Source organism: Roseateles violae (assembly GCF_030410485.1).
Taxonomy (GTDB): domain Bacteria; phylum Pseudomonadota; class Gammaproteobacteria; order Burkholderiales; family Burkholderiaceae_C; genus Roseateles_D; species Roseateles_D violae.
Map to the genome: position 1 here is coordinate 406,935 of NZ_JAUHHC010000005.1, position 21,845 is coordinate 428,779.

General features: G+C 68.6%; 16 protein-coding genes. 5 read left to right on the forward strand and 11 right to left on the reverse strand.

Features of this window, described 5'->3' with window-relative positions; genetic code table 11:
- Positions 1 to 22: 22 nt before the first annotated feature.
- Complete coding sequence (locus tag QWJ38_RS19500) at positions 23 to 2,776, reverse strand: prolyl oligopeptidase family serine peptidase (protein ID WP_290360784.1); 2,754 nt, start codon at positions 2,774 to 2,776, stop codon at positions 23 to 25.
- A gap of 147 nt (positions 2,777 to 2,923) precedes the next feature.
- Between QWJ38_RS19500 and QWJ38_RS19505 the strand changes: the two genes are divergently transcribed.
- Positions 2,924 to 3,250: a hypothetical protein gene (locus QWJ38_RS19505; protein WP_290360785.1), complete on the forward strand. Its 327-nt coding sequence runs from the start codon at positions 2,924 to 2,926 to the stop codon at positions 3,248 to 3,250.
- Here the strand turns inward: QWJ38_RS19505 and QWJ38_RS19510 are convergent.
- The 3 genes from QWJ38_RS19510 to uvrA form a co-directional block, all read right to left on the reverse strand.
- Positions 3,247 to 3,675 (reverse strand): hypothetical protein, encoded by a 429-nt coding sequence (locus QWJ38_RS19510; RefSeq protein ID WP_290360786.1) that lies wholly within the window; start codon positions 3,673 to 3,675, stop codon positions 3,247 to 3,249. The two genes, QWJ38_RS19505 and QWJ38_RS19510, sit on opposite strands and share 4 nt — an antisense overlap.
- A gap of 118 nt (positions 3,676 to 3,793) precedes the next feature.
- Complete coding sequence (locus QWJ38_RS19515) at positions 3,794 to 4,330, reverse strand: P-loop NTPase family protein (RefSeq protein ID WP_290360787.1); 537 nt, start codon at positions 4,328 to 4,330, stop codon at positions 3,794 to 3,796.
- Positions 4,331 to 4,361: 31 nt separating this feature from the next.
- Positions 4,362 to 10,034: an excinuclease ABC subunit UvrA gene (gene uvrA / locus QWJ38_RS19520; protein ID WP_290360788.1), complete on the reverse strand. Its 5,673-nt coding sequence runs from the start codon at positions 10,032 to 10,034 to the stop codon at positions 4,362 to 4,364.
- A 300-nt stretch (positions 10,035 to 10,334) separates the two neighbouring features.
- On the opposite strand from uvrA, the gene QWJ38_RS19525 reads away from it, so the two are divergent.
- Complete coding sequence (locus QWJ38_RS19525) at positions 10,335 to 10,853, forward strand: response regulator (protein ID WP_290360789.1); 519 nt, start codon at positions 10,335 to 10,337, stop codon at positions 10,851 to 10,853.
- A 263-nt stretch (positions 10,854 to 11,116) separates the two neighbouring features.
- Here the strand turns inward: QWJ38_RS19525 and QWJ38_RS19530 are convergent, their stop codons facing one another.
- The 7 genes from QWJ38_RS19530 to QWJ38_RS19560 all read right to left on the reverse strand — a co-directional run bounded on the left by QWJ38_RS19530 (position 11,117) and on the right by QWJ38_RS19560 (position 18,554).
- Positions 11,117 to 11,953 carry an alpha/beta fold hydrolase gene (locus QWJ38_RS19530; RefSeq protein ID WP_290360790.1) on the reverse strand — a complete coding sequence of 279 codons (837 nt, stop codon included), beginning with the start codon at positions 11,951 to 11,953 and terminating at the stop codon, positions 11,117 to 11,119.
- Positions 11,950 to 13,011, reverse strand: coding sequence for a branched-chain amino acid ABC transporter permease (locus tag QWJ38_RS19535; protein ID WP_290360791.1), 1,062 nt, complete (start codon positions 13,009 to 13,011; stop codon positions 11,950 to 11,952). Before QWJ38_RS19535 ends, QWJ38_RS19530 begins: the two co-directional genes overlap by 4 nt.
- Before the next feature lie 5 nt (positions 13,012 to 13,016).
- Positions 13,017 to 14,003, reverse strand: coding sequence for a branched-chain amino acid ABC transporter permease (locus QWJ38_RS19540; protein ID WP_290360792.1), 987 nt, complete (start codon positions 14,001 to 14,003; stop codon positions 13,017 to 13,019).
- Between the two features lie 5 nt (positions 14,004 to 14,008).
- On the reverse strand, positions 14,009 to 14,746 hold the full coding sequence (locus QWJ38_RS19545; RefSeq protein WP_290360793.1) for an ABC transporter ATP-binding protein: 738 nt from the start codon (positions 14,744 to 14,746) through the stop codon (positions 14,009 to 14,011).
- On the reverse strand, positions 14,743 to 15,501 hold the full coding sequence (locus QWJ38_RS19550; RefSeq protein ID WP_290360794.1) for an ABC transporter ATP-binding protein: 759 nt from the start codon (positions 15,499 to 15,501) through the stop codon (positions 14,743 to 14,745). The genes QWJ38_RS19545 and QWJ38_RS19550 overlap by 4 nt, the downstream gene beginning before the upstream one ends.
- Positions 15,502 to 15,659: 158 nt before the next feature.
- Positions 15,660 to 16,850, reverse strand: coding sequence for a substrate-binding domain-containing protein (locus tag QWJ38_RS19555; RefSeq protein ID WP_434064009.1), 1,191 nt, complete (start codon positions 16,848 to 16,850; stop codon positions 15,660 to 15,662).
- A gap of 231 nt (positions 16,851 to 17,081) precedes the next feature.
- The gene (locus tag QWJ38_RS19560; RefSeq protein WP_290360795.1) at positions 17,082 to 18,554 is read right to left on the reverse strand and encodes a sigma-54 interaction domain-containing protein; all 1,473 of its coding nucleotides are present in this window, start codon (positions 18,552 to 18,554) and stop codon (positions 17,082 to 17,084) included.
- Between the two features lie 188 nt (positions 18,555 to 18,742).
- Between QWJ38_RS19560 and QWJ38_RS19565 the strand changes: the two genes are divergently transcribed.
- The 3 genes from QWJ38_RS19565 (at position 18,743) to QWJ38_RS19575 (ending at position 21,844) form a co-directional block, all read left to right on the forward strand.
- On the forward strand, positions 18,743 to 19,495 hold the full coding sequence (locus QWJ38_RS19565) for a GntR family transcriptional regulator (RefSeq protein ID WP_290360796.1): 753 nt from the start codon (positions 18,743 to 18,745) through the stop codon (positions 19,493 to 19,495).
- Positions 19,485 to 20,768, forward strand: coding sequence for a malonyl-CoA decarboxylase (locus QWJ38_RS19570; RefSeq protein ID WP_290360797.1), 1,284 nt, complete (start codon positions 19,485 to 19,487; stop codon positions 20,766 to 20,768). The genes QWJ38_RS19565 and QWJ38_RS19570 overlap by 11 nt, the downstream gene beginning before the upstream one ends.
- Positions 20,769 to 20,857: 89 nt before the next feature.
- Positions 20,858 to 21,844: a Bug family tripartite tricarboxylate transporter substrate binding protein gene (locus QWJ38_RS19575; protein ID WP_290360798.1), complete on the forward strand. Its 987-nt coding sequence runs from the start codon at positions 20,858 to 20,860 to the stop codon at positions 21,842 to 21,844.
- Position 21,845 lies beyond the last annotated feature (1 nt).

The window sequence follows — 21,845 nt, forward strand, 5'->3', positions numbered from 1 at the left end:
GCGCGCTTCGCTCCTCGAGCAATCAGCGCATCGCCGTGCCCAGGTGCTGCAGCCAGAAGGCCTCGTACTTGCGGTGCAGGCCGACCGGCTTGACCGTGCCGCCCATCGCATGCTCGCCGTCCGGGTCGAGGTAGAGGTCGACCAGCGCGTCCTTGCCCGATTCGAGCAGGGCGCGGTAGACATTGACCGTGTCCTGGTAGAGCACGTTCGGGTCCTGCATGCCGTGCACCAGCAGCAGCGGCTTCTTCAGATGGCGCGCCAGCGGCAGCAGCGAGTACTTGCGCAGATTCGGCTTCGTGCGGTCGACCTTGCCGATCGTGCGGCCGCTGTACCAGCTGTTGTAGTTCTCCCATTCGGTCGGGCCGGCGCCGGCGATGCCGGCGGCGAAGAGATCGGGCTTGGTGTACAGCGTGTACTGGGTCTGGAAGCCGCCGAAGCTCCAGCCGTTGAGGCCGACGCGCTGCGGATCGACGCCCAGGTTCGCCGCCATGTACTTGTGCAGGTCTTCGAGATCCTCCGCCTGCGGCGCGCCGGCCTGCTCCCAGTTCGCGTCGGAGAACTTGCGGCCGTAGTTGGAATGGCCGCGCGGGTCGACCGCCACCGTCACATAGCCATGCCGCGCCGCCATATACATGGCGAACACATAGCCGGTCTGCTGGAAGGAATCGACCTCGACGATGTGGCGGTCGTTCAGCGGGCCGCCATAGGTGTAGACGACGGCCGGGCGGCGGTCGGTGGTTTGCCAGCCGGCCGGCTTGAACACATAGGCGGCGATCTGGTCGCCGTGACGGTTCCTGAAGGAGAAGCGCTCGGGCCGCAGCAGGTCGAGCTGGGTCCAGGTCTTGTCATGGCTGTCGGTCAGGGTCTTGGCTGCGGCCGGCCTGGCGGCGTTGATCAGCTTCAGCTCGGGGCGCTCGGCCCAGTTGCCAGCATTGGCGGCCAGCCACTGGCCGTCCTCGGAGACGACCGCATTGCGGTGGTATTCGCCGGCCGTGCCCAGCGCCGTCATCGCGCCGTCCTGCATCGCCACGCGGAACAGGTTCATCGCGCCGAGGTCGTCCTTGTTGGCGGCCACGAACATCTGCCTGCTGTCCGGCGTGAAGCCCAGCACCTGGTAGGCCTCGAACTCGCCCTTCAGCAGCGGACGCAGCGTCCTGGCGGCAATGTCCCAGGCATGGGGCTGGCGCCAGCCGCTCTCGTCCAGGTTCAGCACCAGCTGCTTGCCGTCCGGCGTGAAGGCCGGCTTCATCACATTGACCACCTCATGGCCGACATTGCCGCGGCGCTCGAGCACGATCTCGGGCTTGGCGGACTCGCAAGGAAGCGCCGGGCCGCCCCAAGCTTCCTTCGCCCCCTCGGGGGGTGGGCGACGTACTCCGTCACCCTGGGGGCATTGTTGCGTACCGCCGAGGTAGACGCGCAGCAGCTCCTTCTCGCGCTCCCAGGTGACGAAGGCGTAATGGCTGCCGTCGCGCGCCCACACCACTTCGCTGATCTCGAACCAGCCGTCGCCGCCGGCCTGCGTGAACACCGGCTCGGCCTGACGGCGCGGCGCCTCGCCGGCCTCGGGCACGCGGCGGATGTAGACGGCCAGCGGCTTCTCCGTGCGCTTGTCGTCGCTGACCTCGCGCGGCACCTTCTTGGCCGTCGCCCAGCGCTCGGCGTAATTCATGATCTCCACCTGGCGGCCCGGCGCCGGCGCGGCGGCCGGCTTGCCGTCCTCGGCGCCCTTCAGGGGCGCGCGGCCGACCAGGGCCATCCAGCGGCCATCGTCGCTGAGCACGGTGGACTCGATCTTGTACTTCTTCTCCGCATCGTCCGGATGGATCAGCTCGCGGTTCAGCACCTGCACGCCTGCGGCCTTGAACTGCGCGCGCAGCACGCGGCTCTCGTCGGTGAAGACAAAGCCCTGGTCATCGGGCGTGTAGGCGACGATCTTCAGCTCGCGCTGCGTGTTCAGCAGCGGCTGGACCCTGGCTTCGCCGGCGACCCAGCGGAACAATCCGCCGCGGTACTGGAAGATCAGCTCGTCCTTCTTGTGCGCCCAGACGATCTGCGCCACGCCCGGATAGAGATCGCTGGGCTTGAGCCTGTTCCTGGCCTGCGACTTCTTCAGCTCGTCGCGCCATTCCCAGCCTTCCTTGCTGTCCTTGTCGGCGCCTTTTTCGGCCGACTTCTCGTTCTTCTCGTTCTTTTCGACCTTGTCCGCAGCGCCATCCGGCATCGGCGCCGCCGTGCCGGCGCGCTGTGCGGCCAGGGCGGCGGCCGCCTTCTTCTCCTGTTCGGCCTCGGTCTTGTCGGCCAGCTTCTGCGCGTCATCGCGCTGCTTCTTCGCGGCAAGCTCCTGCTTGACCTTCTCGATCGCCGCCACATCCCATTGGTTCAGGTCGACCGCCTGGCCGGCCAGATAGGCCTGCTGCGCCTCCTCGCGGGCCTGGCGCTCGGCCGTCTCGTCGCGCTTTTGCTTCAGCTTGCGCTCGAAGCGCTCCAGATCCTCGGGCGCGTCGAAGGCGGCCATCAGCGCCGGCGAAGTGAGGCGCTGGGTCTTGCCGGTCTTGCTGTCGTGCACATAGAGATCGGTGCCGGGCTCGCCGAAGGGGTTCCAGCGATAGGCCAGATAGCGGCCGCTGTGGCTGAACTCGGGCTCCTTGGCGTTCTCGCCGCGGTAGGGCTCGGCGCGGTAGAGCCGCTCCAGGCTCAGCGTCGCCGCCGGGGCCGGCGCGGTCGCCAGCGCTTGCGGCGTCAGCACCGCCGCAGCCAGCAGGGCCGCGGTCAAACCAGCAATCCGGCAGCTCCTGCCCATCATCTTCGACACACTCACACGCAATCTCCAGGCTCTCCCAGGCTCGGGGCGGGCGGATTCTAGGTGCGGGTCGGGGCCTTTACGTTCGCTCTGCGGAACATCGGAGAAACTAGCGGCCTGATGATCGAAAAATTTCTCGCCGCCCTCGTCCTGCTGATCTGCATCGCGCTCGCCTTGCGCATGGCCCTGCCCGCCGCGCAGCAGCGCCGGCTCGACGAGCGCCTGCGCCGCCTGGGCCGCGGATTGCAAAGCGGCTGGCAGCGGGCCAGGCGCTGGCGCACGCGCCGCGCCAGCGCCGCCGAGCACCGCGCCGCGGCGGCCGAGGCCGAGGCGGCGATACGCCGCGCGCGCGCCGGGAGCAAGATGGTGGACGGCGAATGGGATGGCAATGTCTACCGGCCCAAGAGCTTCAAGGGCAGGAAGCGGGACAAGCGGAATCTGCACTAAACGCCGCTCGTCAGCAGCGACTTTTGGCGCTGCAGGTCGACCGCGGTCACGATTGCCGTCACAGCAATCCAGGTCAAGGCTAACCACCAGTCCGGAACCGCAGTTTCGTACTCATTCGGGCGGCAGTTGCCATTCCCAAGAGCACACACACCATCCAGGCTGCCCTGACCGGCTAGCAATTCCAAGGGCAGCCCGAGGAGCAGCAAGGAAACGAAGGCAACCACTGCCGCCAGGGCCAGGCTCTGAGCAAAGTCCCTGTTTCGGCCCCGCTCGTAAGCCCAAATGACCAGCAGTATCGTGACGCTGATGATCGCGCTGAAGATGTCGTAGGGCCCCGGGTTCACTGCCGCAGCCAGTGCTCCGGCGAGAGCCGCTCCAGCCAAGGCAGCTGCGTCGTAAGGGGTCGACGTGGAATGTTGGTCCATATGCGTTCCGCGATAGCGAGTGACACGCCTTGATTCTGAGCAAAAGCCTAGTCGGGCCATGGCGAAAGAACCAGGTACCGCCGGACTGCGCTAGCTGCTGGAAATCGAGAGATGGAGCTCAACCGCCGCGCGTGACGGTCTCTCGCGCCACGGCCGCCAGAAACTCCCGCATCTGCCCCGGCGAGCGCAGCGCATGCACGCGCTTGGCGCCGGCCTGCTCGGCGAGCAGCTGGCGGTAGCGCGGCGTCAGATGGCGATGGCAGAGCGGGATCACGCGGTAGCTGCTCAGCGAGCTGCGCCACATCGGGCTGCCCTCGGGCCAGCCGGCCGGCGTCACGAACAGGCCCTTCAGCAGGCGATGCGTGACACCCAGATAGTGCCAGGGCAGCGCCAGGTCGACATGGATCAGCGTGTCGGCCCGGGCGAAACGCTCCCAGGCCGGGCCGGCGCCGCCAAAGCCGTCGATGATCCAGCGCTCGCGCCGCAGCAGTTGGGCATGGGCGGCGAGGAATTCGTCCTGCGGCACCCGGGCGCCACCGGGGCGGAACTCCATCATGTCGACCACATGCAGCGGCAGTCCGGTCAGCGCCGCCAGGCGGCAGGCCAGCGTGGACTTGCCGCCGCCCGCATTGCCGAACACCGCCACCCGTTGCATCGCGCCCGCTCCTCGCCGGACGCCGAGGGCCTCAGGCCGTCCGCGCCAGCACCGGCGCCAGCGCCACGCCCGAGTGGCTGCCCGAGGCGACCACGGCCTCCGGCGTGCCGGCGACGACCACCGAGCCGCCGGCCGTGCCGCCATCGGGACCCAGGTCGATCACCCAGTCGGCCTCGGCGATCACGTCCAGGTCATGCTCGATGACGACCACCGAATGGCCGCCGGCGACCAGGCGGTGCAGCACCTTGATCAGGCGCTCGACATCGGCCATGTGCAGGCCCACGGTCGGCTCGTCCAAGACATAGAGCGTGTGCGGCGCCTTCTGGCCGCGGCGGGTGACGTCGTCGCGCACCTTGACCAGCTCGCTGACCAGCTTGATGCGTTGCGCCTCGCCGCCGGACAGGGTCGGGCTCGGCTGACCCAGGGTCAGGTAGCCGAGGCCCACGTCCTGCAGCAGCTTCAGCGGATGGGCGATATTGGGCATGGCGGCAAAGAACTCAACCGCCTCGTCGATCTCCATCTGCAGCACGTCGCCGATGCTCTTGCCGCGCCAGCTGACGCCCAGGGTCTCGGGGTTGAAGCGCTGGCCATGGCATTGGTCGCAGAGCACCTTCACATCGGGCAGGAAACTCATCTCGATCGTGCGCATGCCCTGACCCTCGCAGCCGGGGCAGCGGCCTTCGCCGGTGTTGAAGCTGAAGCGGTTCGGCGCATAGCCGCGCGCCTTGGCCTCCAGCGTCTCGGCGAAGAGCTTGCGGATCGCGTCCCAGAAGCCGATATAGGTGGCCGGGCAACTGCGCGGCGTCTTGCCGATGGGCGTCTGGTCGACCTCGAGCACGCGGTCTACCTGCTCGTGGCCCTCGATGCCGGCGCAGCCGATCCAGGGATTCGGCGCGCGCCGCAGCGGCACGGCCATCGCCATATTGGCCAGCAGCACGTCGCGCGCCAGCGTGCTCTTGCCCGAGCCGGAGACGCCGGTGATCGCGACCAGGCGGTGCAGCGGCACGTCGATGCTCACCGAGCGCAGGTTGTGCAGGGTCGCGTCGAGCACGCGCAGCTTGGGCGCCTCGTCGAGCATCTCGCGCCGCTGCTGCAGCGGATGGATCAGCGGCCGGGCCAGGAAGCGGCCGGTGACCGAATCGGCATGGCGGGCCAGCTCGGCCGCGCTGCCCTGGGCCACCACGGTGCCGCCGCGCTTGCCGGCACCGGGGCCGATGTCGATGATGTGATCGGCGCGGCGTATGGTGTCCTCGTCGTGCTCGACGACCACCAGGGTATTGCCCTTGTCGCCCAGGGTGCCCAGCGCCTTCAGCAGGATCTGGTTGTCGCGCGGATGCAGGCCGATGGTCGGCTCGTCGAGGATGTAGCAGACACCCTGCAGATTGCTGCCCAGCTGGGCCGCCAGGCGGATGCGCTGCGCCTCGCCGCCGGAAAGCGTCGGCGCGGCGCGGTCCAGGGTCAGGTAGCCGAGGCCGACTTCCTCCAGGAACTCCAGCCGGCCGCGGATCTCGGTGATCACGTCGCGTGCGATATCGGCATCGCGGCCGGACAGCGCCAGGCCGTCCACCCATTCGCGCGCCCCGCGCACGCTCCAGCCGGCCACGGTCGAGATCGCCTGGTCCTCGAAGGTGACCGCGCGCGCGGCCGGGTTCAGCCGCGTGCCGCAGCAGTCCGGGCAGGGCTGGTCGGCCAGGCCCTCGACCTCGGTCTCCTCGGCCGGGAAGCCCTGCTCGCGGCCGCGGTTGTCCTTCTCCAGCACCGAGTCGTCCAGCGCCTTGCGCTGCTCGCGCGTCAGCGCAAGACCCGTCCCCACGCAGCTGCTGCACCAGCCATGCTTGCTGTTGTAGCTGAACATGCGCGGGTCCAGCTCGCCATAGCTGGTGCCGCAGGTCGGGCAGGCGCGCTTGGTCGAGAAGACCTTGATGCTGCCGATGGCGGCCGTGCTCTGGCCGTCGGCGATCGCCTCCTGCAATTCGTCCAGCGGGCTCAAGCAGTGCAGCACGCCCTTGCCGAGGTCCAGCGCGCGGGCCAGCAGCTCGCGCAGCTCGGCCTCCTTGTCGGCACCGACGACCAGATCGCCGACCGGCAGCTCCAGCGTGTGCTCGCGGAAGCGGTCCAGCCGCGGCCAGGCCGCCGTCGGCACGAACTCGCCGTCGACGCGCAGATGCGTGTGGCCGCGCGCCTTGGCCCATTTGGCCAGGTCGGTGTACAGGCCCTTGCGATTGACGACCAGCGGCGCCAGCAGCCCGACATGCCGGCCCTTGTAGTCGCGCAGGAGCTGCGCCGCGATCGACTCGACGCTTTGCGGCCGCACCGGCGTGCCGTCCTTGACGCAGTGCTGGACGCCCAGCTTCACATAGAGCAGGCGCAGGAAATGCCAGACCTCGGTCGTCGTGGCGACCGTGCTCTTGCGGCCGCCGCGCGACAGGCGCTGCTCGATCGCCACCGTCGGCGGTATGCCCCAGACCGCGTCGACCTCGGGCCGGCCGGCCGGCTGCACGATCGAGCGGGCATAGGCGTTCAGCGATTCCAGATACCGGCGCTGGCCCTCGTTGAACAGGATGTCGAAGGCCAGGGTCGATTTGCCCGAGCCCGAGACGCCGGTGATCACATTGAACTTGCCGCGCGGGATCGCCACGTCGACCGACTTCAGATTGTGTTCGCGCGCATTGACGATGCGGATCGCCTCGTCCTGCGCCGATTTGCGGCGCGCGCGCACGAGGCTTTGCAGCGGGCGGCCCTCCTCGACCTTCATCGGCGCGCGGTCCATCTGCGCCGCATAGTCGCGCAGCGCCTGGGCCGTGTGCGAGCTCGGGTGCTCCTTGACCTGCTCGGGCGTGCCGGTGCAGACCAGCTCGCCGCCGTCCTCGCCACCCTCCGGGCCCAGGTCGATGATCCAGTCGGCCGCGCGGATCACGTCCAGGTTGTGCTCGATCAGGATCAGCGAATGGCCGGCCGCCAGCAGCTTGCGCATCGCGCGCATCAGCTTGGCGATATCGTCGAAATGCAGGCCCGTGGTCGGCTCGTCGAACAGGAACAGCGTGCCCTTCTTCGCCACCGCCTGGCGGGTCTTGCTGGCCGAGGCCGCCGCCTCGGCGAGGAAGCCGGCCAGCTTGAGCCGCTGTGCCTCGCCGCCGGACAGGGTCGGCACCGGCTGACCCAGCTTCACGTATTCGAGGCCGACGTCGACGATGGGCTGCAGCTTGGCGACGACCTCGCGGTCGGCGCCGAACAGGGCGACCGCCTCGCTGACGGTCAGCTCCAGCACATCGGCGACCGAGAGCTCGCGCGCGCCGCGCAGCAGCTTCACATCCAGCAACTCGGCGCGGTAGCGGCGGCCGTCGCAATCGGGGCAGCGCAGATAGACGTCGGACAGGAACTGCATCTCCACATGCTCGAAGCCCGAGCCGCCGCAGGTCGGGCAGCGGCCGTCGCCGGCATTGAAGGAGAAATAGCCGGCCGTGTAGCTGCGTTCGCGCGCCAGCGGCGCATCGGCGAAGAGCTTGCGGATCTCGTCGAAGGCGCCCACATAGCTGGCCGGGTTGGAGCGCGCGGTCTTGCCGATCGGCGACTGGTCGACGAAGACCGCATCGGCCAGCCAGTCGGCGCCCAGCAGGCGCTCGTGCGCGCCGGGCGCCTCGGTCGCCTGGCCGAAATTCCGCGCCAGCGCCGGATAGAGCACGTCCTGCATCAGCGTGCTCTTGCCCGAGCCGGAGACGCCGGTGACGACCACCATGCGCTGCAGTGGGAACTCCACCGTCACATTCTTCAGATTGTGTTCGCGCACGCCCTCGACGATCAGCCGCGGCGTGTTCGCCTCGACCGGGCGCTTCAGCCCCATGCCCACATGCTTGCGCGCGCCCAGATAGGCGCCGGTCAGCGTGTCGGCCGCGCGGATCTGCTCGGGCGTGCCGTCGAAGACGATGGCCCCGCCCTTCTCGCCCGGGCCCGGCCCCATATCGATCAGGCGGTCGGCCGCCAGCATTACCGCCGGGTCATGCTCGACCACGACCAGGGTGTTGCCGGCATCGCGCAGGCGCTGCATCGCCTCGATGATGCGGTTCATATCGCGCGGGTGCAGGCCGATGCTGGGCTCGTCGAGCACGAACATGGTGTTCACCAGTGAGGTGCCCAGCGCCGTGGTCAGGTTGATGCGCTGCACCTCGCCGCCGCTGAGCGTGCGGCTCTGGCGATCGAGGGTCAGGTAGCCGATGCCGACGTCGCACAGATAGCGCACGCGGTTGCGGATCTCGTCCAGCAGCAGTTTCAGCGCGTCGTCCAGCATCGTGCTGGGCAATTGCAGCTCGTCGACGAAGCGGCGCAGGCGGTGCAGCGGCAGTTGCATCATGTCGTGCAGCGACAGGCCCGGCAGCGCCTCCAGCTGGGCGCGCGTCCATTCGACGCCGACCGGCATGATGCGCTGCCCGGCCGGCAGCACCGCGTCGGCCAGCGCCTTGGCGCCGACACGCCACAGCAGCGACTCGGTCTTCAGCCGCGCGCCGCCGCAGCTGCCGCAGGTCGTGTAGCTGCGGTACTTGGACAAGAGCACGCGGATGTGCATCTTGTAGGCCTTGCTCTCCAGGTATTCGAAGAAGCGCTTGACCCCGTACCACTGCTTGTTCCAGTTGCCGTTCCAGTTCGGCGAGCCGTTGACGACCCAGTCGCGCTGGCCCTGCGACAGCTGCATCCAGGCGGTGTCGCGCGGCACACCGGCCTCGCCCGCGTACTTCATCAGATCGGCCTGGCAGCTCTCCCAGGCCGGCGTCTGCATCGGCTTGATCGCGCCGCCGCGCAAGGTCTTCTTCTCGTCCGGGATCACCAGACCCATGTCGACGCCGATCACGCGGCCGAAGCCGCGGCAGGTCTCGCAGGCGCCCATCGCCGAGTTGAAGGAGAACAGCGGCGGCTGCGGATCCTGGTAGCGCAGATCGCTGTCCGGGCAGTGCAGGCCGGTCGAGTAACGCCACAGCTCCGTCTCCTGCGCTTCCTCGGCGGGAAGCACATAGATGTTGAGCCGGCCGCCGCCGCGCTTGAGCGCGAGCTCGATCGCCTCCATGGCGCGCTGCTTGTCGGCCCCGGCGATGCGGAAGCGGTCGGCGACCACGTCGAGCAGCTTGCGCGGCCCGGTCGGCGAGGCGATCTCGCGTTCGGCCTGGACGCGGGTAAAGCCGCTCGCCGCCAGCCATTGCTCGACCTGCTCCGCGCTGGTGCCCGCCGGCAGCTCGACCGGGAAGGTCAGCACCAGGCGCGGGTCGCCGGCCTTGGCCGCGCGCTCGAGCAGCTCGGCATAGATCGTCTGGGCCGTGTCGTGGCGCACCGGCTGCGCGGTCTTGCGGTCGAACAGCTCGGCCGCACGCGCGTAGAGCAGCTTCAGATGGTCGTTCAGCTCGGTCATCGTGCCGACGGTCGAGCGGCTGGTGCGCACCGGGTTGGTCTGGTCGATCGCGATCGCCGGCGGCACGCCATCGACCTTGTCGACGGCCGGCCGGTCCATGCGGTCCAGGAACTGGCGCGCATAGGCCGAGAAGGTCTCGACATAGCGGCGCTGGCCCTCGGCGTAGAGCGTGTCGAACACCAGGCTGGACTTGCCCGAGCCGCTGGGGCCGGTGACCACGGTCAGCTCGCCGGTCCGGATGTCCAGGTCGAGATTCTTCAGATTGTGTTGACGGGCGCCGCGGATGCGGATCAGACCTTCTTCTGACATTGGAGCTGCCTGCTGGAACGCTGGGAGCGGACATTCTAGGAAGGCCGCGCTGCCAATCCTGTCAGCAGAGGCCTCTTCCGGCCGCTGGCGCCTCGTTTTTTTGCCTCGCCGGCTTTGGCGCCGCTGTCAAGAGCCCGCCCGGCCGCGATCCGCCGGCCCGGAGCGTGCGCATTGCGCGCCGCCGAGGGCTGCGGCAACAATGGCACGGCGCCGTCGGATCCGGGTGGCGCGCCGACAGGGACAATAAGGATCATGGGACAAGAAGGACGTAGCAGCAGTGGCGGTGGAGGACAAGCGGCAATGAACGGTTTCGAGGACACCAAGCCGATGATCGAGGTGGGGCTGCCCTGGCGCCTGGCCACCGCCGGCGATGCCGAAGCGCCGCGGCCGGATGCCGCCGGGGCGGAACAAGACCCGGCCGCCGGCCGGCGCGAGCCGGTGGTGCTGCTGGTCGAGGACAACCACATCAACCAGGTCGTCGCGCTGGAATTCCTGACCCTGATGGGCATCCAGGCCCGCCTGGCCCGCAACGGGCTGGAGGCGCTGAACGCCTGCCTGGAGCAGGCGCCGGACCTGGTGCTGATGGACATCCAGATGCCCGGCATGGACGGGCTCGAATGCGCGCGCCGCCTGCGCGAGTTGCAGGGCAGCGGCCGCCTGCCCGGCTTCCCCATCCTGGCCCTGACCGCCCATGCGCTGGAAAGCGATGTGCAGGCCAGCATGCAGGCCGGCATGGACGAGCACCTGACCAAGCCGCTGGACTTCGCCTCGCTGCGCGAGCGCCTGGGCCGCTGGCTGCAGATACCGGGGCAGAACTAGGGCCTGTTAACACCACGGCAATGGGTCGCGAAGGCCCGCCGAAACGGGTCAATCTAGGCGCATCGCGCCGCCCGCACTCGCGTGCGGGCCAGCGCTGCAACGACGAGTGGCCCGTTTTGGCAGGCCTTCCCGAAGGGTTGTGACCGAAAAGGCCGCTGGCAGCGTTGCAAATCCTCGCCGGGTGTCCAACCCGGCTGCGGTTTGCGCCTTGCCAGCGACCGTTTCGGTCACAACGCGGCCTATTGCCGTGGTGTTAACAGGCCCTAGCCGGCCAGGAAGCGCTCGACCAGGGAGAACTGCTCCGGCACGTTCAGCGCCGGTGCGTGGCCGCAACGGGGAATATTCACCACCACTGCCCGCGGGCCGCGCGAGCGCATCTGCTCGGCCGTCTCGGCCAGCAGCAGGTCCGAGCTCTCGCCGCGCAGGCATAGCACCGGCAGGGCGAGGCTGTCCCACTCCTCCCAGAGTTCGTAGTCGTCCGGGTGGTCGATGAACTGGCGCACCATGGCCGGGTCGTAATGCGGCGTCACCCGGCCGTCGGGCAGGCGCCGCGTCGAGGTTTCGGTCAGCCGGCGCCACTGCGCATCGCTGAGCCAGCCATAGGGCTTGTAGATGCTGCGGAAGTACTGCTCCAGCTCGGACACGGTGGCGAAGGCGGCCGGATTGCCGGCATAGCTGCGGATGCGGTCCGTCGCCGCCTGCGCGATCTGCGGGCCGATATCGTTCAGCACCAGGCGGCGGATGCGGCCGCGCAAGGCGCCGGCCGCGGCTTTGATGCCGATCGCGCCGCCCATCGAGGTGCCGACCCAGTGGAATTCGCTCAGGCCCAGCTGGTCGACCAGCGAAAGCGCCAGCTTCGCATAGAAGTCCAGGCAGTACTCACTCCCCGGCTCCGGGCTCCACTGCGACAGGCCGCGGCCTATCGTGTCGGGGCAGATGACGCGATAGCGGGTCGACAGATGCTCGGCCAGATCGTCCATATCGCGCCCGGTGCGCGCCAGGCCGTGCCAGGCAATGACGACCTCGCTATGCCCGGCGCCCCACTCCATATAGTGGATATCGCGGCCCTCGCACTGCAGGTAGTTGGATGTGCACTTCATTTCCCGCCTCCACGCAGTCGCCCGACGATGCCGCTGGGGAAGTGATAGACCGCCAGCACGAAGAGCAGGCCCAGCCACAGCAGCCAGCGCTCCGGCGCGATCAGCTGCGAGAGCAGCGGCAGGCCCTCGACGGCCGAGGCACCGAGCTGCATCAGGTTCTGCAGATAGCTCTGCGCCAGCACGAACAGCACCGAGCCGATCACCGCGCCATAGATCGTGCCCATGCCGCCGATGACGACGATCAGGAGGATGTCCAGCATGATCTCGAAGGACAGCGAGGTGTCCGGCCCGTTGTAGCGCAGCCAGAGCGCCAGCAGGGCGCCGGCGCAGGTGGCGAACAGCGCGGCCAGCACATTCGACAGGCTGCGGTAGACGACGCTGCGGTAGCCGATCGCCTCGGCGCGGAAGTCGTTCTCGCGGATCGCCTGCAAGACGCGGCCGAAGGGCGAGTTGACGATGCGCAGCATCAGCAGGACCAGGGCGACGGTGGCGACGAAGAGCAGGTAGTAGGCGGCGAAGCGGCCGTCGATGCTGGCGCCGAGCAAGGGCTCTTCCAGATATTCGGTCGCCGCTTGCAGCGCCTCGGGCACCTTGAAGTTCAGCCCGTCCTCGCCGCCGGTGAGGTCCGACAGCTGCGAGGCCAGCGTCAGGAAGGCCGAGGCCACGGCCAACGTGATCATCGCGAAGAAGATCGCCTTGACGCGCAGCGAGAACAGGCCGATCAGCAGCGACAGCGCCAGCGACACCGCCAGCGCCGCCGCGAGGCCGGTAGCGACGGCCACCCAGCCCTCGCCCATGCGCGTGCTGGCGATGGCGATGCCGTAGGCGCCGATGCCGAAGAACATCGTGTGGGCGAAGCTGACGATGCCGGTATAGCCCAAGAGCAGGTCGTAGCTGGCGACCAGCACGATGAAGACCAGGATCTTGGCCGCGACGTTCAGTGCCTTGGTGCCGGGAAAGATGAAGGGCGTCAGCGCCAGGCCGGCGACGCAGACGATCAGCAGCAGCGCCAGCAGACGGCTGCGCGGCAGGTCGTGGGACAGCAGGTTTTTCAACATGATCGTCACGCCGACTTCACCGGGTACAGGCCCTGTGGGCGCCACAAGAGCACGGCAACCATCAGGCCGATGTTCGAGAACAGCGCCACCTTGGGCGCGAGAAAGCCGGTGTAGTTGGCCATCAGGCCCACCAACAAGGCGCCGACGAAGCAGCCCAGCGTCGAGCCCAGGCCGCCGATGATGATGACGATGAAGATCAGCGTGTTGACCTGGGCACCGATCTGCGGCGTCACGCCCTGCTGGTAGAGGCCCCACATCACGCCGCCCAGGCCGGCCAGCGCCGAACCGCCGGCGAAGACGCCGACGAAGAGCCGGCGGATCCGGTAGCCCAGGCTCTCGACCATCTCGCGATCCTGCACGCCGGCGCGGATCAAGAGGCCCAGCTTGGTGCGGTTCAAGAGCCATAGCAGCAGCACGAAAACCGCCAGGCCGGCCAGCACGGCCAGCAGGCGGAACTTCTCCACCGCGACCTCGCCGCCGAGAACCAGCGCGCCGCGCAGGCCCTCGGGCAGCGGCAGGGCGATCAGCTGCGCGCCCCAGATCACCTTGATCAGCTCCTCGCCGATGATCATGCCGCCCATGGTGATCAGGATCTGCTTCAGGTGCATGCCATAGACCGGCCGCACCAGCACCCGCTCGAACAAGAGGCCCACCGCGCCGGCGACCGCCATGCCGACCGCGCAGGCGGCGGCCACGGCGAGCAGATTGCTGGCCAGCGAGGGGCTGGCGGTGAATCCGCCCATCGCGCCGAGCACCGTCGTCGCGATGAAGGCGCCCAGCGCGATGAAGACGCCATGGCCGAAGTTCAAGACGTCCATCAGGCCGAAGACCAGGGTCAGGCCCGAGGCGATGATGAAGATGATCAGGCCCATGGCCAGGCCAGCCAGGGTCAGGGTGGCCCAGCTGCTGGCGCTGCCGATGGCGGGCAGTGCGGCCAGCGCCAGCGCGGCCAGCAAGAGCAGCGGCACGAGGTCGAACTTGTTCTTGGCCATCGTCGTCATTGGTGCGCCCCCAGCGAGAGGCCCAAGAGGCGCTGCTGCAGCGCCTCGTCCTCGGCCAGCTCGGCCATCGCGCCGCGGTGCACGACGCGGCCATCGTCCATCACCGCGACGCTGTCGCCCAGCGCCTTGGCGACCATGAAGTTCTGCTCGACCAGCAGCACCGTTGTCTGCGTGCGCTTGAGCTCGCGCAGCGCGTCGATCATGTTGCGGATGATGGCCGGCGCCAGGCCCTTGCTGGGCTCGTCGATCAAGAGCAGGCGGCGCGGCTCGATCATCGCGCGGGCGATCGCCAGCATCTGCTTCTGGCCGCCGCTGAGCTTGCCGGCCGGATGCAGCCAGAAGCTCTTCAGGGCCGGGAACAGGTGGAACAGCCATTCGAGCCGCTCGGTATCCAGCTCGGCCAGCCGGCGCGCGCGCCGCGCGGCCAGCAGCAGGTTCTCGGCCACCGTCAGGTCGGCGAAGATGCCCATGTTCTCGGGCACGTAGGCGATCTCGCGCTGCGCGATCTCGGGCGTCGCCGCCGCCGTGATCGCCTGGCCGTCGAACAAGACCTGGCCCCGACTGGCCTGCCACAGCCCCATGATGGTGCGCAAGGTCGTCGTCTTGCCGGCGCCGTTGCGGCCCAGCAGCATCGTCAATTGCCCGGCCGGCACCTCGAGGTCGACGCCGTGCAGGATGTGATAGGCGCCGATATGGGTGTGGACGCCGCGCAGGCTCAGCAGGCTCTCGCTCATGCCGCGGCCTCCTCGCTGGCGACGCCCAGATAGGCGTTCTGCACGATCGGCGAGGCGATCACCGCGGCCGGTTCGCCGTCGGCCACCAGCTGGCCCTGGTGCAGCACGATGATGCGGTCGGCCAGCTCGCGCACCACGTCCATCTTGTGCTCGACCAAGAGGATGGTGTGCTGGCGCTGGCTTTTGAGCTCGCGGATCAGGTCGAGGATCACCGGCACCTCGTCCACGCTCATGCCGGCCGTCGGCTCGTCGAACATATAGACCTTGGGATCCAGCGCGATCAGCATCGCGACCTCAAGCTTGCGCTGGTCACCATGCGGCAGGCTGGCCGCCGCCGCGTCGGCGCGCGCGGACAGCCGCACCCGCTCGACGATGGCACTCGCCTCGTCCAGCAGCTCGCGGTGATTGAGCCAGACCGACAGCATGCGCAGGCCCACGCCGCGCCGCGCCTGCACGGCCAGGCGCACGTTCTCCAGCACCGACAGGTTCGGGAACAGCTGGGTCAGCTGGAAGGCCCGGCCCAGCCCGCGCCGCGTGCGCAGCGGCGCCGGCAGCCGGCTCAGGTCCTCGCCGTCCAGCAAGACCTGGCCTTCGGTCGCTCGCAGCTGGCCCGAGATCAGATTGAAATAAGTCGTCTTGCCGGCCCCATTGGGCCCGACGATGGCCGTCAGACTGCCCGGCTGGAAGGCGCAGGACACATGGTCGACGGCCACATGGCCGCCGAAGCGGATCGTCAAATCACGAGTTTCAAGCACAGCGAAAAAGCTTCTTCAAAGTCTTCGAGCCCGAGGCGTAGCGAGCGGCTGTCTGGCTAGGCGCGGGGGGACCCGCGGACCGGAACGTACTTCCTGTACGTGAGGATCCGCGGGAGGACCCGCAACGACGCCAGGCGGCCGCGCAGTAGCCGAGCGAACTAGCGCTTGTTACGGATGGGGACCTGCATTTCCTCCGGCTTGATTTCCCGGATCAATTCAGGAACGCCCCAGGCGAATGCCGGATCGACCTTGATGCGGAAGTGATACATCGACTGCATCGCCTGATGATCCTCGGGCCGGAAGGTCATCTTCCCCTTTGGCGTCTCGAAGCTCATGCCTTCCATGGTCTTGATCAGCTTGTTCGTGTTCGTGTCGCCGCCGGTCTTCTTCAGCGCCTCGACGACCGCGATCGCCGCGCTCATGCCGCCGGCGGTGAAGAAGTCCGGCGGGGTCTTGAACTGCTTGTAGTGGTTGGCCACCAGCCACTCATTGGCCGGGTTCTTGGGCATGCCGAAGTAGTAATAGCTGGCGCCTTCCATGCCGGGGAAGTTCTTGTAGGCGACCATGGCCGGCATGATGTTGCCGCCGGTGGCGATCTCGATGCCGTAGCGCTTCAGGTCCAGGTCCGCGATCTTGAACGGGTTGCCGGCGCCGGCCCAGATGATGAAGATCAGCTTGCGGCCCGGCTGGTCCTTCAGCTTGTCGATCAGGCGCTGGGCGCCGGCGGTGAAGTCGGTCGTCGTTGTCGGCAGATATTCCTCGTGGACGATCTTGGCCTTCTTGATCGCGTCCTTGAAGGCCTTCACGCCGTCGCGGCCGAAGGCGTAGTCCTGCGCCAGCGTCGCGATCACCGTGCCCGGCTTGTCCAGCGCGACCGCATTCGAGATCGCATCTTGAGAAGAGTTGCGGCCGGTGCGGAAGATGTACTTGTTCCACTTGTCGCCGGTGATCGAATCGGCGACGGCCGGCTCGACCAAGAGGATCTTCTTGTATTCCTCGGCCACCGGCAGCAGGGCCAGGGCGACGCCGGACGAGGACGGGCCGACGGCCAGATCGGCCTTGTCGTCGCCATAGGCGGCGGCCAAGAGGCTCTTGCCCACATCGGGCTTGCCCTGGTCGTCCTTCTCGATCACGACCAGCTTCTTGCCGGCCACCGTCATCGTGCCGCCGGTCGCATAGTCCAGGCCCATCATGAAGCCGGTCTGCGTCTGCTTGCCATAGGCCTCAAGCGGGCCGGTCTTGCTGTAGACATGGGCAATGCGGACCTCGCCGCCGGCCGCCAGCGCCGGGCCGGCCAGCAGCATCAGGCTGGCCAGGCCCAGCAGCCTCCGCTTCTTGATCGTCATCATCGTCATCGCTTGTCTCCTTGTTGTCCCCGCGACGCCGATGCAGCGAGCGCGATGGTGATGCGCTTTTTAGTGCAAGGCCCATGCCGGGATGCGCAGCCCTGGTGCAAACACCTAGAAATCGCACCCAAAGCCGGGCATGGCCGCCACGGCCAGGCGCGATGACCGGATTTCAGGCAGCCGGATCGCCGCGCGGACTGTCCGAAATTCAGGCATGCCTGGAACTCAGACAGATCAGGCGGCCAGGTCCTCGCCGTACTGGGCCAGCTTGTCGTACAGCGCCGCGCGCGAGATCTGCAGCAGCCGGGCGGCGGCGAGCTTGTTGCCGCGGGTCTGCGCCAGCGCGGCGGCGATCGCCCGGCGCTCCAGCGCGGCGATCTGTTCGGGCAGCGGGCGCAGCAAGGCCTCCGGCGCGGCGGCCGCCTCCTCCGCGGCCGGCGGCCTCGGCCGGCCGGCGGCCAGCGGCAGCAGGCCCCTGAAGTGATCGGGCGTCAGCTGCAGGTCGTCGCTCATCATGCTGGCCTGCTCCAGCACATTGCGCAGCTCGCGGATATTGCCGGGCCAGCGCTGGCGCGCCAGCAGGTCCAGTGCCTCGGGCGTCAGCTGGCGCGCCGGCATGCCGCTGCGCCGCGCGATGTCCTCGCTGAGCGCATCGGCCAGCGCCTCGATGTCGTCGCTGCGCTCGCGCAGCGGCGGCACCTTGATCGGCAGCACATTGAGCCGGTAGTAGAGATCGGCGCGGAAGCTGCCGGCGGCGACCATGGCCGCCAGATCGCGGCTGGTCGCGGCGATCACGCGCACATCGACCTTGATCACCTGGTTGCTGCCCAGCGGCTCGAGCTCCTGCTCCTGCAGCACGCGCAAGAGCTTGCTCTGCAGGGCCAGCGGCATGTCGCCGATCTCGTCGAGAAACAGGGTGCCGCCGTCGGCCAGTTTGAACTTGCCCTCGCGGCCCTTGCGCTCGGCGCCGGTATAGGCGCCCGGCGCGACGCCGAAGAACTCGGCCTCCAGCAGGGTCTCGGGCACGGCCGCGATATTGATGCTGACCAGGGCCTTGGGCGCGCGCTGCGAGGCGGCATGGATCGCATGGGCCAGCAGCTCCTTGCCGGTGCCGGTCTCGCCGAGCAGCAGCACGCTGGCATCGGTCTGGGCGACGCGCCGCGCCAGCCGCTTCAGTTCCAGCGCCCCCGGGCTGGAGCCGATGAAGCTGGCGATCTGGTACTTGGGCCGGCGGTTCTTCACCTGCTCGGCGGCCAGCTGGCGGCGCGCATCGGCCAGCTCCTGCTGCAGGCGGCCGAACTTGGCGATCAGCGGCTGCATGGTCGTTTCCGGATGATCGAGCAGCACCAGACCCAGCGCGCCGATCACCGCACCTGCGGCATCGCGCAGCGGCAGGCGGCTGACCAGGAAGGTGCCGGCCTTGTTGGTCAGCAGGTCGACCAGGATGGGCCGGCCGCTGTCGATGACCTGGGCCAGCAAGGTGTTGGGGATCACCTCCTCGACCCGGTGGCCGACGAAATCGCGCTCGTCCTCGAAGCCCAGCGCCGGCAGGAAGCGCTTGTAGCCCTCGCTGATCCAGACGATGCGGTGGTTGCGGTCGACCACCAGCATGCCCTCGGCATTGCGGGCGAAAACCTCGAACATCGACTGCGCGGCCAGCTGCAGCACGCCATCGTCGTCGAGCGGAAGCGCAAAGGCGGAGTTCACGGGAGCCTGGGCAAAAGCAAGTGAGCAAACAAGGAAGGGCCGGCGCGCAGGTCCGGCCCGGGCAATGTAGCAGTGCCGCTTCGGCCTCAGCCGCCGGCCGATCACACCCGACATTCGCGTAAACCCTGATGCCACTCGGTCCAGTTGCTGTAATTATGAAATCACAGACTTACCGGAGGGTCCTGGCCATGTCCAGCATGCCTGCCACCGTTCCCGCCGCAGCATCCAGCCGCGGCCTGCGCGAGGCCGGCGCTTCGGCGGCCGAGCCGGCGCACCCGCCGCTGCGCGGCAGCTCCATGCACGACGGCGTCGCCGCGCGGCTGCGCGCGATGATCTTCGAGCGCGAGCTGGCGCCCGGCGCGTTGATCGACGAGAAGGCGCTGGCCGAGCAATGGCAGATCAGCCGCACCCCCTTGCGCGAGGCGCTGAAGGTGCTGGTCGCCGAGGGCCTGCTGGAGCTGCTGCCGCGCCAGGGCTGCCGGGTGATCGCGATGCGCGACGAGGACGCCGCCGATCTGTTCCCGGTGATGGCGATGCTGGAGGGCCGCTGCGCCGCCGAGGCCGCGCGCAAGGCCACGCCGGCGCAGCGCCTGAGCCTGCGGCAGTTGCACGAGCAGCTGGAGCTGGCCGCCGCGGCCGGTGACATCGATGCCTATTACCGGGTCAACCACCAGTTCCACAGCCTGGTGCAGCAGCTGGCCGCGAACCGTTGGCTGGAGCGCGTGACCGGCGATCTGCGCAAATTCCTGCGTCTGATGCGCGGCCGGCAGCTGAAGTCGCCGGGTCGGCTGGCGGCCTCGCTGGCCGAGCACCGCCGCCTGATCGAGGCGCTGGTGGCCGGCGACGGCGCCGCGGCCGAGCGCGAGATGCAGGCCCATCTGCTGGCCCAGTTGGCCGCCCTGCAAGCGATGCACGAAGGAGTACCGCATCATGCTGAGTGAACTGCGCGGCGCGCACCGCCAACGCCAATTCCTGATCGCCGCCCGACGCCTGCTGTCCGAGCGCGGCGAGGCCAACAGCCTGGGCCTGGCGCGCGAGCTGATCGCCCGCCTGGCCGGCCTGGAGCCCGCCTCGCTGGAAAACGTCTTCGACCGGCTGGCACGCGACTTCAATCCCGACCCGGCGGCCGTGCTGGCCGCCGCCCAGGCCTATGCCGAGGCGCCCGATGCCGAACGCCTGCTGGCGCTGATACGCGCCAGCGAGCCGCCGCGCCAGGAGCTGTTCCGCCGCCTCAATCGCGCGCCCGGCGCCACCGGCACCCTGGTGCGGCTGCGCCGCGCGCTGCTCAGCGGCCTGGCCCGACATCCGGAATGGCGCAGCGTCGAGTCCGACCTGCTGCACCTGTTCTCGTCCTGGTTCAACCCGGGCTTTCTGCAGATGCGCCAGGTCGACTGGAACTCGCCGGCGCAGTTGCTGGAGCAGATCATCCGCCACGAGGCGGTGCACGAGATCGACGGCTGGGACGATCTGCGCCGCCGCCTGCAGCCGGACCGCCGCCTGTTCGCCTTCTTCCATCCGCAGCTGCCCGAGGAGCCGCTGATCTTCGTCGAGGTGGCGCTGCTGCCCGAGATGCCCGGCGCGATCGCGCCGCTGATCGACAAGAAGGCCGAGACCATGCCGCTGGACAAGTACAAGGTCGCCGTCTTCTACTCGATCAGCAATTGCGAGCCCGGGCTCAAGGGCGTGTCGCTGGGCAACTTCCTGATCAAGCGCGTGGCCGAGCATCTGCAGCGCGAGATCCCCAAGCTGCGCAGCTTCTGCACCCTGTCGCCGATCCCCGGCTTCGCCGCCTGGCTGGCCAAGGGCCGGCTGGACGATCTGCCGGGGCTGAAGAAGCCGCAGCTGGAGCGCGCCCGCGCGGCGCGCGAGCTGCTGGAGCGGACCTGCGGCGGCGAATGGGCGCGGCTCAGCCAGGCCGAGCCGCTGAGCCAGCTCGACGAGGAGGCGCAGCAGGCGCTGCTGCGCCTGGCCGCCGTCTATCTGGTCGCGCAGTCGGCGACGCCGCAGGGCGACCCGGTCGCGCGCTTCCACCTCGACAATGGTGCGCGGCTCGAACGGCTGAACCCGCTGGGCAACCGTTCGGCCAAGGGCCTGAAGCAAAGCTGCGGCATGATGGTCAACTACCTGTACGACCTGGGCAAGATCGAGGGCCATCACGAGGCCTTCACCCAGGGCGAGATCGCCTACTCGCGCGGCGTCGCCGCGCTGCTCTGAGACGAACGAACGAGCGAAGCAACGACGGACGGACCGATTCGCGCATCCATTCATAACAGGCTCCGACGAGGGCCCGAGGAGACAAGCCGATGAACCACTTTTGCTTCACCCGACGCGCCGCGCTGGCGCTGCTCACCTTGGGCGCCGCCTGCGGCAGCGCGCTGGCGCAGCCGGCCGCCTGGCCGACGAAGCCGGTCACCTGGGTCGTGCCCTTCCCGGCCGGCGGCGGCACCGACGCCTTCGCCCGCCCGCTGACGGCCATGCTCAGCAAGAACACCGGCCGCCAGTTCATCATCGACAACAAGGGCGGCGCCGGCGGCACCGTCGGCGCGACCATCGCCTCCAAGGCCGCGCCGGACGGCTACACCTTCTTCATGGGCGCGGTCCACCATGCGATCGCGCCCTCGATGTACCCAAAGCTCGAGTACAAGCTGGAGGAGGACTTCATCCCGGTCGCGCTGATCTCCAGCGTGCCCCAGGTCATCGTCGTCAATCCGGCCCGCGTGCCGGTCAACGATCTGAAGGGCCTGCTCGAGATGGCGCGCAAAAACCCCGGCAAGCTGAACTACGGCTCGGCCGGCAACGGCACCTCGCACCATCTGGCCGGCGAGCTGTTCAAGCTGCAGACCCAGACCTTCATCACCCACATTCCCTACCGCGGCGCCGGCCCGGCCCTGCAGGACCTGATCGCCGGCCAGGTCGACCTGATGTTCGACGGCCTGGGTTCCTCGGCCAACCACATCAAGGGCGGCCGCATCAAGGCGCTGGCCGTCGCCTCGCCCAAGCGTGCGCCGGGCTTCCCCGAGCTGCCGACCAGCGCCGAGGCCGGCGTGCCCAGCTACCAGGTCTCGACCTGGTATGGCCTGTGGGCGCCCAAGGGCACGCCCAAGGAGGTGGTCGCCGCCATGCAGGCCGAGCTGCGGAAGGCCTTCGCCAGCGAGGAGATCAAGGCCAGCTGGATAGGCCTGGGCACCGAGGTGCCGAATCTCTACGGCGATGCCTTCGGCCAGTTCGTGCACGGCGAGATCAGGCGCTGGGCCGAGGTCGTGAAAAGCTCCGGCGCCAAACTGGATTGAT

Coding starts and splice junctions, on each gene's coding strand:
- QWJ38_RS19535 (WP_290360791.1), bottom strand. CDS start 13,011: ATGTTGAAAAACCTGCTGTCCCACGACCTGCCGCGCAGCCGTCTGCTG.
- QWJ38_RS19530 (WP_290360790.1), bottom strand. CDS start 11,953: ATGAAGTGCACATCCAACTACCTGCAGTGCGAGGGCCGCGATATCCAC.
- uvrA (WP_290360788.1), bottom strand. CDS start 10,034: ATGTCAGAAGAAGGTCTGATCCGCATCCGCGGCGCCCGTCAACACAAT.
- QWJ38_RS19575 (WP_290360798.1), top strand. CDS start 20,858: ATGAACCACTTTTGCTTCACCCGACGCGCCGCGCTGGCGCTGCTCACC.
- QWJ38_RS19510 (WP_290360786.1), bottom strand. CDS start 3,675: ATGGACCAACATTCCACGTCGACCCCTTACGACGCAGCTGCCTTGGCT.
- QWJ38_RS19565 (WP_290360796.1), top strand. CDS start 18,743: ATGTCCAGCATGCCTGCCACCGTTCCCGCCGCAGCATCCAGCCGCGGC.
- QWJ38_RS19515 (WP_290360787.1), bottom strand. CDS start 4,330: ATGCAACGGGTGGCGGTGTTCGGCAATGCGGGCGGCGGCAAGTCCACG.
- QWJ38_RS19505 (WP_290360785.1), top strand. CDS start 2,924: ATGATCGAAAAATTTCTCGCCGCCCTCGTCCTGCTGATCTGCATCGCG.
- QWJ38_RS19540 (WP_290360792.1), bottom strand. CDS start 14,003: ATGGCCAAGAACAAGTTCGACCTCGTGCCGCTGCTCTTGCTGGCCGCG.
- QWJ38_RS19570 (WP_290360797.1), top strand. CDS start 19,485: ATGCTGAGTGAACTGCGCGGCGCGCACCGCCAACGCCAATTCCTGATC.
- QWJ38_RS19545 (WP_290360793.1), bottom strand. CDS start 14,746: ATGAGCGAGAGCCTGCTGAGCCTGCGCGGCGTCCACACCCATATCGGC.
- QWJ38_RS19525 (WP_290360789.1), top strand. CDS start 10,335: ATGAACGGTTTCGAGGACACCAAGCCGATGATCGAGGTGGGGCTGCCC.
- QWJ38_RS19555 (WP_434064009.1), bottom strand. CDS start 16,850: ATGATGACGATCAAGAAGCGGAGGCTGCTGGGCCTGGCCAGCCTGATG.